At 46.5% G+C, this 12,017-nt stretch carries 7 protein-coding genes; all 7 read left to right on the top strand.

All coding sequences use genetic code 11. The features are described 5' to 3' along the window. Positions 1 to 2 precede the first annotated feature (2 nt). Genes icmH through N5E84_RS16045 form a run of 7 tightly spaced genes read left to right on the top strand, consistent with a single transcriptional unit; the run spans position 3 to position 11,962 of the window. Positions 3 to 776: a type IVB secretion system protein IcmH/DotU gene (gene icmH, locus N5E84_RS16075; protein ID WP_026028435.1), complete on the top strand. Its 774-nt coding sequence runs from the start codon at positions 3 to 5 to the stop codon at positions 774 to 776. A 23-nt stretch (positions 777 to 799) separates the two neighbouring features. Further along, positions 800 to 3,418, top strand: coding sequence for a type VI secretion system ATPase TssH (gene tssH, locus N5E84_RS16070; protein ID WP_029388110.1), 2,619 nt, complete (start codon positions 800 to 802; stop codon positions 3,416 to 3,418). 2 nt (positions 3,419 to 3,420) lie between these two features. Further along, positions 3,421 to 4,983, top strand: coding sequence for a sigma-54 interaction domain-containing protein (locus N5E84_RS16065; RefSeq protein ID WP_029388109.1), 1,563 nt, complete (start codon positions 3,421 to 3,423; stop codon positions 4,981 to 4,983). Next, positions 4,980 to 5,639: a type VI secretion system-associated protein VasI gene (vasI, locus tag N5E84_RS16060; RefSeq protein ID WP_019281679.1), complete on the top strand. Its 660-nt coding sequence runs from the start codon at positions 4,980 to 4,982 to the stop codon at positions 5,637 to 5,639. The genes N5E84_RS16065 and vasI overlap by 4 nt, the downstream gene beginning before the upstream one ends. A 9-nt stretch (positions 5,640 to 5,648) precedes the next feature. Beyond that, positions 5,649 to 7,046, top strand: a complete 1,398-nt coding sequence (gene tssA, locus N5E84_RS16055; RefSeq protein ID WP_019281678.1) for a type VI secretion system protein TssA — start codon at positions 5,649 to 5,651, stop codon at positions 7,044 to 7,046. Between the two features lie 17 nt (positions 7,047 to 7,063). Further along, on the top strand, positions 7,064 to 10,609 hold the full coding sequence (tssM, locus tag N5E84_RS16050; RefSeq protein ID WP_017045001.1) for a type VI secretion system membrane subunit TssM: 3,546 nt from the start codon (positions 7,064 to 7,066) through the stop codon (positions 10,607 to 10,609). A gap of 57 nt (positions 10,610 to 10,666) precedes the next feature. Beyond that, positions 10,667 to 11,962 (top strand): type VI secretion system ImpA family N-terminal domain-containing protein, encoded by a 1,296-nt coding sequence (locus tag N5E84_RS16045; RefSeq protein ID WP_019281677.1) that lies wholly within the window; start codon positions 10,667 to 10,669, stop codon positions 11,960 to 11,962. Positions 11,963 to 12,017 lie beyond the last annotated feature (55 nt).

The following is a 12,017-nucleotide window of genomic DNA, read 5'->3' as shown; positions in this document are numbered from 1 at the left end:
TGATGGCCATTGATAAAAAAAACACCCAATACAGCGGTCTGCTTTTTGACAGCGTCGAGCAGATCAACCACGACCAAGATTACTGGTTTCAACTGCGTGGTGATAACCCTAATGTTTTGATTGATGCTGCTACCCCTCTGTTTGGTTTGTCGCTGCGGGTACGCAGCTTGTCAGAGTGCGAAAACATTGAGCAGATCTACAAACAGACGGTGGAAGAGATTAAAGCGATTGAAATCGAGCTTGCCGAGCAAGGGTTTGAGCATGCGATTTTGATGGCTTATCGCTACATTCTGTGCGCGTTTTTGGATGAAGCCGTCATGGGAACCGAGTGGGGTGCATCTAGTGTGTGGGCTGAACATTCTATGCTGTCTCGTTTCCACAGTGAGACTTGGGGCGGCGAAAAAGTGTTTACCATCTTAAGTCGCTTGGAAGGTGAACCTAAACGTTATCGCGCGTTGCTAGAGTTTATCTATCAATGCCTAGTGTTAGGTTTTGAAGGTAAATACCGTGTGATGGAAAGCGGCCACAACGAGCGTGAAAAGGTGATCAGTCGTTTACATGACACCGTCAGTTCGTTGGATGAAAACGAGCCGAAAGAACTGACCTCCGCCACCGACCATGTGGTGAAATCAAAATATAAGTTAAGCAGGCAGTTACCGGTTTGGTCAGTGCTGCTTGGTTTTGTCATTATTTGGGTCGGTGTGTTTTTAGGCTATTCCTATTTACTGCACAGCCAATCGGCAGACGTATTAAACCAATTGAACCAAATACTCTAATTATAAAAGGCTAGGTGATTGTAGTGATCCGTATTGAATTACCCACATTAATTTCAAAACTCAATGAACAGAGTAAGCTAGCCCTAGAGCAAGCCGCTTCATTATGTATTGAACGTCAGCACCCAGAAGTGACCTATGAGCACTTCTTACATGTGTTGCTAGAGAACCCACTTTCGGATGTGCGTGTGATAGCTAAGCACGCTAACTTAGATGTGGAAACCGTAAAACAAGCCATCAGTGCAAGTTACGCTCGTGAACAAGTGTTAGATACCTATCCAGCATTCTCGCCACTGTTGGTTGAGCTATTGCAGGAAGCTTGGTTGCTTTCTACCACTGAGCTGAATCAGAATCAGCTTCGTTCAGGTGTGGTGTTTTTAGCCGCGTTGATGCGCGCTGATCGTTACCTACCACTTAAACTAATCCGTCTTTTTGAACACATCAACAAAGAGAGCCTAAACAAAGGGTTTGATACGCTGTTGCAAGACTCTTCCGAGTCGGCGGTTGAAAAAAGCAAAGCGGGTTCTCAAGTTCCTGCCGCGCTGGATGCAGCGTCATCTTCGCCACTGCATAAATACTGCACCAATGTCACGGCGCAAGCGCGTAACGGCGAACTGGACCCAGTATTGTGTCGTGAAAACGAACTCAATTTGATGATCGACATCTTGTGTCGTCGTCGTAAAAACAACCCCATCGTTGTGGGAGACGCTGGTGTCGGTAAAAGCGCCATGATTGAAGGGCTTGCATTGCGCGTCGTTGCGGGCAATGTGCCGACACAGTTGCAAAATGTAGAGTTGTGCTCACTCGATCTAGGCTTGTTGCAAGCGGGTGCTTCAGTCAAAGGTGAATTTGAAAAACGTCTTAAAGGCGTGATTGACGCGATCAAAACCTCGCCTAAACCGATCATTTTGTTTATCGATGAAGCGCACACTTTAATTGGTTCTGGCAACCAAGAGGGTGGTAGTGATGCGGCCAACTTGCTCAAGCCAGCTCTTGCGCGAGGCGAGCTCAGTACTGTCGCAGCCACCACATGGAAAGAGTACAAAAAGTATTTTGAAAAAGATCCTGCGCTGACTCGTCGTTTCCAATTGGTGAAATTAGAAGAGCCGAGCATCAGCCAAGCAGTAGATATTCTGCGCGGCTTGAATCGTGTTTACGAAAAAGCCCATAACGTATTGATTACTGATGATGCATTGAAAGCCGCCGCCGAGCTTTCAGCGCGTTACATTTCAGGTAGACAACTGCCGGATAAAGCGATTGATGTGTTGGATACTGCTTGCGCGCGTATTGCAATTAATATCACCACACCGCCGAAGCGCTTAGCGCAACTAGAGACCGCTTGCCATCAACGTCAACTTGAAATTGATATGCTTGAGCGTGCTCAATATTTAGGTCAAGTGGTTGATTCGCATCGCTTGGATGAGCTATGTAGCCAAGAAGTGGCCGATGAAGCTGAAAAAGCGACCTTGACTCAAAGCTGGCAAGAGCAAAAAGCGATCATTGAGCGCATTATTACCCTACGCGATCAGCTCTTAGATGGCGCTGAGGATCATGGTGAGCTGACCCAAGTTGAGCGTGATGAGTTACTTGTTCAATTGCAGGAGCAATATCGAGCTTTAGAAGAGATCCCTCATAATGATCGCCTCATGCATCCACAAGTCGATGCTCAGCAAATAGCGGAAGTGATTGCGGACTGGACGGGCGTGCCCGTTGACCAAATGAACAGCGATGAGCTGCATAAAATCACCCACCTAACGGCTATTTTAGGTGAGGCAATCAAAGGGCAAGATACTGCGATTGAGCGTGTTCACCGTAACTTATTAACGGCGCGCGCGGATTTGCGCCGTCCGGGGCGTCCAAAAGGTTCCTTCCTACTCGTGGGTCCAAGTGGCGTTGGTAAAACCGAAACGGTAGTCCAACTGGCGCAACAACTTTATGGTGGTAAACAATTTTTAACCACTATCAACATGTCGGAATATCAAGAAAAGCATACCGTTTCACGCCTGATTGGTTCGCCTCCGGGTTATGTTGGTTATGGTGAGGGTGGCATTCTTACCGAAGCGATTCGTAAAATGCCGTACTCTGTGGTGCTGTTAGACGAAGTTGAAAAAGCGCACCCAGAAGTGCTCAATATTTTCTACCAAGCCTTTGATAAAGGTGAGCTGGCCGATGGTGAAGGTCGATTGATCGACTGCCAAAACATCGTCTTCTTCCTCACCTCGAATTTAGGTTACCAAACCATAGTCGATTACGCGCAGCAGCCTCAGTTGCTTGATGAGCAGCTTTACCCAGAACTTGCGGCTTTCTTCAAACCCGCCTTACTGGCTCGTATGGAGATTATTCCGTATCTACCGCTCAGCAAAGAAGTGCTAGAGCAGATTGTACGTGGCAAGTTAACCCGCCTTGAGCAGCTCTTTAAACAGCGTTATGCCGCTGACGTGGTGATTGAAGATAGCTTGATCGAAGAGATCTTAAGCCGTGCAACGCGCTCTGAAAATGGGGCTCGTATGCTGGAAGCGATCATCGAAGGTCAATTACTACCACCGATTTCATTAGCTTTGTTAAATAAACTGGCTGATAAACAACCAGTGCAACGCATCTATTTAGCGGCGGAAGAGGGTGAGTTTATTGGAGAGGTTGAGTGATCATGAGTCACTGGTTAGCTTACGCAACCGAGCTTGTTGTCGCGAGAAAGCCTAGCCAATTGGCCGCATTGTTTGTAGAAACGCTGCGCCGAGAGCTAAGGCTCGATACTTGCTTGTTACTGGTTCCCAGTTCAGACGGCCGTACCTTAGTGCCACAGGATAACCCGCTGAATTTAAGCTGGTCGGTCACCGATTTTGATTGTCCGTTTGCCCATGTATTGCAATCGGCCAAATCGATGCACTTAACCGCTGATGAATTGGTTTTTTGGCAATCTAATCGCCTGTTTAGTCAACTCACTAGCCGGGTCGGCATGTTAGATAGCGTGGTTGTACACCCGTTACCGAATGGGGATACACAAGTTCAGTCTATTTTGCTGTTGATTGGTGAAACCCATACCTTGGAAGGCCTATTTGAGCGGCCAGATTTTATCAAGTATGTGGATGTGTTTTGCCATCAGTGGTCGTTGCTTAATGAGATGCAACGGGAAGAACAAAATCGACAAAACTTATCGGAATCCTTGTCTGACGTCCAGCGAGACAACGCTCGTCGCTCATTAATTGCGAGCCTCTCTGAAACCTTAATCGGTAACAGTTTGGCGATGAAAAAATTAAGAGAGCAGATCATCAACGCCGCGCCATCACAGCTTTCAGTGATGGTGCAAGGTGAAACAGGGACAGGTAAAGAGTTGGTCGCGCAAGCGGTGCACCAACTCTCGCCCCGTAAACAAGCGCCATTTGTTGCTATTAACTGCGCGGCTATCCCTGAAAACTTATTGGAAAGTGAACTGTTCGGCTACTGCAAAGGGGCGTTTTCCGGCGCGGATAGCGATAAACAAGGGTTGATTGCGCAAGCCGATGGCGGAACCCTGTTTTTGGATGAAATCGGTGATATGCCCTTGAGCCTGCAAGCCAAATTACTGCGGGTGTTGGAATCTCGATCTTTTCGGCCGATTGGCGGTAAAAACGAACAATCTTCTGATTTTCGTTTGGTTTCAGCAACGCATGTCAATCTCCTCGAACAAGTGCGTAATAAATCGTTTCGTCAGGATCTTTATTACCGCTTATTTCAGTACCCGATCACTTTGCCACGCCTTGCGGCAAGGATGGATGACATTGAACGGCTTAGCCAACATTTTGTGCGCAGCTTTAATCAGCAGCATGCAACCAACATTCGGGGTGTGCACTATAAAGCGATCGATTGCCTAAAACGTTATGACTTTCCCGGTAATGTGCGTGAACTCAAGCACCTTATTGAATTTGGTTGTGCGCAAACATTGGATGGCACACAGGTGGAGGAGTCCTGCTTTACACAACGTTTAGCATACACTAAAGCCGAACAGCAGCCAGAGACTGAACGACATGGGCATAAGGTCGCTAAAGCTGAGTCAGGTGTCAGCCGAGTGGTGGATGATTTAAAACAAGCGGTGAATGAATTTGAGTCTCGTATTATCCGTGAGCGCCTCCAATATTTTGCTGGTGACAGGGCCAAAGCGGCCCAAAGCCTCGGTATTCCCAAGCGGACCTTGGCCTATAAATGCCAAAAATTGGAGATTAAAACACCATGAATAAACGGTTGTTTAGGCTCACAGTTTGCCTCTCTATGACGCTGTATTTTCCCATGGCAAATGCGGAAAATGACGCTGTAGCACAAGCAGAGCAATGCACTACGATCACATCTCGGTTAGAGCGATTGAGCTGTTTTGACCACCTGTTTAAAACGCCTTCTGACGTGGTGATGCCTCAAGCGGCAACGCCCAATGCGCCGCTATCTTGGCAACGTGCCTTTGATAGCATCAGCCAGTATCAAGACGGGGAAGCAAGTCACTTAACCGTTGAGGGCGACGATGATAAAGGGAATGCGTGGATTACTTTGGTTGCGTTAAATCAAAATACAAAGTTTGACGATAACGCTAAACCTGTGCTGCTGATGAGCTGTATCGACAATTTGAGTCGAGTGGAATTGGCGTTTCCTAGCGCGATTGATGATCCTCATATCCAAGTTTCGATTGCTAATATGCAGGCACAATCTTGGCGTAGTGACGATTTAGGTTTGCTCTTTTCCTCAGGCAGAGGCATGCCAGCGATTGAGATGATGAAAGCGATGGCGCGAGAAAATCGCCTTGTGCTGCGTTCAAACTCTCCTTTTGTTGATGGATTGCAGTTTGATGCGAGCGAGCTTTCGCAATCATTAACGGCACTAAAAACACGCTGTGGTTGGTAAGGAGTTCCAATGGAGTTAACCGATTATCGCCGCTGTATTACTCAGCCTATTCAAGCCGATAACCCTGTGGGGGAGCGCCTGATTGATGATCCACTGTTTGATTTTGTTGAAGATCAAATGATGAAAGTGGGGTCACTCTCCCACGCTAGTGTGCAATGGGATGAAGTCGAACACAGTACGCTCAAACTGCTCAGCGAAAAAAGTAAAGATCTCAAATTATTGATCTACTTGTTGCAGTGTTTGCATAACCAAGTCACACCGCTACGTTTCACCACGTCGCTGCAGCTGCTGAGCGATTTCATGTCCCTTTACTGGGAAGATTGCTTCCCTGCGCCAGGCAAAAGAGGCAGTTTGCCACGTCGCAAATTCTTCAGCCAGATTGTGCAGCGGTTAGCCTTAGTCATCGACAAGTTAGATTTCGCACAATTTGATGGGCCAGATCGTGATGAGTTAAACACCGCGATCGACGCGCTACAGCAAGCGACTACTCAAGCCGGACTGATGTCTGAAAGCGTTGAAAGTCTAGTGGCTAAAGTTCAAGTCCAACTGCGCCGTGCAACAGAACGTGAGCAAGCGACTCAACATGTGCAAGAGACTCCGGCGGTTGAACGTAAAACCACCACCCAGAGCGCCATCTCAGTCGACAGTTCAAGTGACAAAGCCACTAAGCAGACCTTACTAAAGGTAGCTGAGTTTTTGTCTGAACAAGAGTTCGGCATTGCCTTGGCAATACGAGTCAGGCGTTTTGCCGTGTGGTCAAGTATTACCTCATTACCTGAGCACGACGTAAGCGGTGAAACACTGTTACGGGCGATGGCGCAAGAACGAATCAAAGAGTATCACGACCAAATGCGTAGCCCAGATTTAGCCTTATGGCGCAAGGTAGAGCAGAGTTTGACCATGGCACCTTACTGGTTTGAAGGGCAGATGATGAGCTATCAAATCGCGCAAAGCTTAGGCCAAAAGGCGTGGAGTGAAGCCATTTTGAGTGAAAGCCAGCAGTTTGTGGCACGTCTACCTGCGCTGCTCGAGTTGAAATTCAAAGGAGGCGAGCCTTTTGTCAATGCGAGCGTAAAAGAGTGGCTACTCAGCCAGCAGCAAAGTAGCGCCCAAGGCCAAGTAGCAGGTGATTGGCAAGACAAACGCAAAGAGGCGTTTAGCTTAGCGAAAGAGGGAGGCATTGCGGTGGCGCTCTCTATGCTCAACGATGGTCTGGTCAGCGCCAGTGAGCCAAGGGATAAATTCTATTGGCGGTTATTATCGGCTGATTTGTTAAATAGCAATAATTTAGATGCGATGGCGAAAGAACAGTACCAAACGTTACATGCTCAGGTTAGCACCATGAGCGTTACCGATTGGGAACCCTCATTAGTTGAGCAATTAGAACAATACACAACGTCAGAGTAAACGAAGGACACAAACCCATGTGGAAATTTATTGTTGGGATCGCAAGAAAGTTAACACCGGGCATTGCCGCGGCGATGCCTATTTTGCTATTTAGCACATTCATTCTATTGAATGTTGCGATTTGGTGGGCAGGCCCTTGGCTAGAGATCGCGGGTAATAAGCCACTTGAATCGATAACCGCTCGCGCAGTGGCAAGTAGCTTGTTCACTTTAGGTGCATTGGCCGTTTGGGGTGTTTGGCAGTGGCGAAAATTGCAAGGTTTTAAAGCCGAGCAAAAGCGTGAAGATCAGCTTCGCCAAGATCCAATTAAAGCCTATGAAGAGCGCCAAGAGGTTGAGCTGAACCAAGTGATGGTCAGCATGAAAGAGAACCTCAATAAACGTAATTATCTTTATGCGTTGCCATGGTATTTAGTGCTCGGTTTGGAAAATGCCGGTAAAACCAGCCTCATCAACCGCTCTGGGCAAAACTTTGTTTTTTCTTCGGTAATGCGAGCCTCGGGTCAAAAAAGTGAAAACCCGTATTCGTTTGATTGGTGGATTGGCGATGAATCGGTATTGATTGATCCAGATGGAGAGCTACTGACACAAGGTAACCATAGCAATGATAACGATGGTGCGATGGAGCGCCGTTTGTGGCTTCATTTTGTTAATTGGTTGGAGAGAACGCGTAGCCGTCGTCCACTCAACGGTATTGTTTTAGCGTTAGACGTTTCTCACTTAGCAACCGCAACTGCAACCGAGCGTAAAGCTTACGCCAATTTATTACGTGCTCGCTTACGTGAACTGATGGAGACGTTATCCACGCGTCTACCTGTCTATATTGCATTGACGAAATTGGATTTATTACACGGTTTTGAACCTTTCTTTAAACATTACTCGCGCAGTCAGCGTGAAGATGTGCTGGGCTTTACCTTTTCGCTCGACTCTATTGATGACTTGGATAACTGGCTCAACGAGTTTTCAAAAGACTACAGTCAGTTTGTTGAGCGCATTAATGATGTACTGCCGCACGCGGTTTCTGTGCCGATGGATTTGGAAGAGCGCAATGCTATTTATAGCTTCACGCGTCAAATCTCCGGTTTAAAAGAGATCTTATTACAATTTTTCAACGATGCATTGGCCAGTGATCAGTTCTCTACGTCGGCTTTGGTGCGTGGTGCGTATTTCACTTCTGTGTATCAACAGGGCGTACCCACAAACGCATTTGATGATGCCGCTTCACGTCGTTACGGGCTAGATCATGCGATCAACAAAGCGCAGCAAGCCAAAAACTCAACGGTTTATTTCACACAAAAACTGTTTAATAACATCATCTATCCTGAAGCTGGACTTGCCTCGGATAATTTTCGTGTTGCGAAGCAAAAACGGCGCTTGATTGGTTTGTCAGTAGTGGCTTGTTCTATTGCAACTGTGTTATTAGTCGGCACTTGGCATCGTTATTACCTTAGTAACGTGAAGCACTCTGATGCGGTGTTAGCGAAAGTAAACGAGTACAAAAACGAGTTCCCCTCTAATCTTTATTTAGCCTCTCAGCAAGATGTTCTCGTGCCGCTCAATAAAATTCGTGAAGCGACGTTAGAGTTTGGCTTCTTCCGTGATAAACCACAGTATATTTCCGATTTTGGTTTGTACCAAGGCCACACGATTGGTCCAATGGTTGAAGCGACCTATTTGAATTTATTGGAAAACCGTTTTTTACCTCTGCTCATGGCTGATGTCGTTGTGCAGCTTAACCAAGCCAAAACAGATGAAGAGAAGCTGGCCGTGCTGCGTGTTTATCGCATGATGGTAGATAAAAGTGGCCGCTATAAGGATTATGTACTCGATTATTTCTCCAAATACTGGCAGCAAGAGTTCGCTGGGCAACGCGTGATCCAAGAAGAACTACTGGGGCATTTAGACTACGCCATGTTACACACGGATTTAGCGGGTGATCGCGCGCGCGGTGATCGCAATGCAGAGTCGGTGATGAAGCCTTATGATCAGGTGGTGGCGAAAGTGCAGTCTGATCTTGGTTCTATGCCTAACGATCAACGTGTTTACCGTAATTTGAAGTTGAATGCACAAACGGTTCTTGGCCCCTCGATCAATTTACGCAACTTGATTGGCCCCGTCTTTGATGTGGTTTTTGAAGAGCGAGTGGTCAACAGCAGCTCGCTGTATATTCCGCAAATGCTTACCAAAAAAGGGTTTGAAGATTACTTCATGCCGCAATCAGAATCCGTTTCTGAGCTGGCCTTGATCGACAGTTGGGTACTAGGGCAATCCAAATCGGCTCAATTTAGCGAAGCGGATAAGCATGACCTTCGTAACAAAATCCGCAGCTTGTATGTGGCGGACTACACCAATACCTGGCGTGCGGCTCTTAATGAAATCAGCGTTAAGTATTTTAGCGACATCAATGACGCGGTGTCAGTATTAGAAAACTTTACCGGCAACATTGAACCGATGCAGCGTTTGCTTCGCACTTTAGAAAGCAATACTCAAATGTATGCCAGTGTGCCTAAAGATGAAGCCGCGCAAAAAGAGCTGTTAAAAAATCCAAAATACAAAGTTGCTTCGCAGATTGATGCACCCTTTGCTGAACTAAACGCTATGCTCAAGCCAGTCGGTGATAAGCCAGCGTACATCAATGAAGTATTAGTGGCGGTGGAAGAGTTACAAAATTACCTCAAATCTATTCAAGAAGCGCCAGATGTTGGTATGGCTGCGCTTGATGCCACTAAAGCACGCGTAAAATTAGTGAACGCTGATCCAATTTACACGGTGAAACGTATTGCATCAGGTTTGCCTAAACCGCTCGATACTATGGTGTCTAAACTGGCGGATGAGAGTTGGTATGTTGTCAAACAAGAAGCGATTAAGCACCTTGAAGTTCGTTGGCATGACGATGTTTACAAAACCTTTGAAGAGAAATTAGCTGGGCGCTATCCATTTAATGAGTCATCCAACAAAGACAGTTCTCTTTCTGACTTTGAAGCATTTTTTGCGCCCAACGGCACATTAGACAACTTCTACAACAACCAGCTAAGAATGTTTGTGGAAGAAAATATTGCGGTCAATGATGACGATAACGCGCAGTCTATTATTCGCAAAGACGTTCTAGAACAGCTCAAGCAGGCGAAGAAAATTCAGCAAGCTTTCTTTAACCGCAAAGGGGTCTTAGACGTTAGTTTCTCGGTTGAACCACTACGCTTGAGCAACAACAAACGCCGCAGTGTGCTGAATGTTGATGGCCAATATCTCGCTTATAGTCACGGCCCAAGAGACAGTGTCGAGTTGATTTGGCCAAATACGCTGCGTGATTCTGCGATCTCTAAAGTAACGTTAGTGCCGACTAAAAATAATATGTCGCCACGAAGTATTAATATCCAAGGCCCGTGGGCATTTTTCCGCTTACTTGAACAAGGTGATGTGGTGGGTGCTAGTTCCACGTCGGTTGACTTTAAGTTTGCAGTTGACGGTGGTGAGATGATTTATCGACTCAATTCAGAGGCAGATATTAACCCATTCACCGAGCGGTTATTTAAGTCATTCAAACTCTCGAAAACCCTTTACTAAAATAATAGTGAGGAGCGATTGGTCATCGCTCCTCAACTCACTTAGGACGCTGTAGTCATGTCCAATATTGTATTTATCGACCACGCTCGTTTTCATTTGATAGATGATGCTGCTGCTGTTCGTCACATTGATGCCTACCAAAAGGTGAGAGATGAGATCAACCGTCGTAACAACCCATTATCAGGTGGTCCAGACTGGGCTGTGGTGAAAGTTGCTTGTGAAACATTAGCAAAAGGCCCGGGGATTGACCTTTTGCTGTGCGGTTATTACACCGTAGCCTGTTTAAAAATGCAGGGCTTAGCGGGATACGCCAATGGTGTTGAACTGTTGTGCTGCTGCTTAAGTAATTTGCCAAAACCGGACGTAAAATCGGCGAAAATGCGCAAGGAAGTGCTCGATTGGGTTAATGCTCGTGTAGTGCGGGAGTTAAAAGATCTGCGTCCGAATCATGAAGCACTGCGTGATTTATACCGTTGTGAGCGCTTTTGTGAGCGCATGCATGCCATTTTAGAGCTGCAACAGCCGGACTATTTGGTTGATTTCGAAGGAGTAGGTTTTGCTATTTTTGAACATATTGATCGTTTAGAAACGCAATATCATTCGCTACTAAAGCGCCATACTCAAACCGAACAAGTTGAGCAGGTGCGTAATCAAAAGCGCTCACGTGTTACGCATGTGGCCGCTTTTATATCCGGTGTTCTTGGTGTTGTGATGGTGTATGGGGCCGTCACTTATTTGCCGTTTTTCAACTCAATATCTTATGCAACCAACCTAAGGTTACCTGCTTTACATACGCCAGAGCAGGTCAATACGTTTCAACAGGCCAACTCGCCAGCTAAGCTTGAACGGTTGTCAAATGAGATTGTGCCATTGTACCGAGAGGCGATTGAGCAAAAAATGGCGCGCTCTTTTGAATCGGCTCGTGTTGAAGCCCAGCAAGTGTTGGATGCGTTATTGCAACTTTATCCCCAAACCGAATCGGTACTGGAGGTTGATCAAGCGTTTGCCGATGCTAAGCGTGAAGCTCTGCAACAAACTGAGCGCTTTATGGAGCGTTTTAGTGAAACGAGAACCAAGATGGCCAACATCGCGCTGCTCGCGCAAAAAGGAAAATTAACCGAACTGCAAAGACAAACCAAATCGTTGGAGGAGTTCGCTATTAGTTTGTCTCCTATTTACGGGAGAGCTGCATATGTCGAAGAGTTGCTCAAAAAAGGTGATGTTGTACAGGCTGAACAGGAGTTTATGATTCTGAAGCAGCGGCTTAATAATTTGAGCTGGAAAATGGCCGAGCTCGACAAGCAGTTTGAGCATTTGACTGTGACACATAATCAGGAAGCTCAGACTCAATAAGCTGAGCAACAATTGGTTATTGAAGGGCAACTTTTTGCTCATATCAGGCAGTTTG

The sequence above is a fragment of the Vibrio sp. J502 genome, from assembly GCF_025397955.1.
Lineage (GTDB): Bacteria > Pseudomonadota > Gammaproteobacteria > Enterobacterales > Vibrionaceae > Vibrio > Vibrio anguillarum.
This window is presented reverse-complemented; position numbering and strand designations above follow the sequence as displayed.

Excerpts from the sequence above, each read along its gene's own strand:
- icmH (WP_026028435.1), top strand. The coding sequence starts at position 3 with ATGGCCATTGATAAAAAAAACACCCAATACAGCGGTCTGCTTTTTGAC.
- N5E84_RS16065 (WP_029388109.1), top strand. The coding sequence starts at position 3,421 with ATGAGTCACTGGTTAGCTTACGCAACCGAGCTTGTTGTCGCGAGAAAG.
- vasI (WP_019281679.1), top strand. The coding sequence starts at position 4,980 with ATGAATAAACGGTTGTTTAGGCTCACAGTTTGCCTCTCTATGACGCTG.
- tssA (WP_019281678.1), top strand. The coding sequence starts at position 5,649 with ATGGAGTTAACCGATTATCGCCGCTGTATTACTCAGCCTATTCAAGCC.
- tssM (WP_017045001.1), top strand. The coding sequence starts at position 7,064 with ATGTGGAAATTTATTGTTGGGATCGCAAGAAAGTTAACACCGGGCATT.
- N5E84_RS16045 (WP_019281677.1), top strand. The coding sequence starts at position 10,667 with ATGTCCAATATTGTATTTATCGACCACGCTCGTTTTCATTTGATAGAT.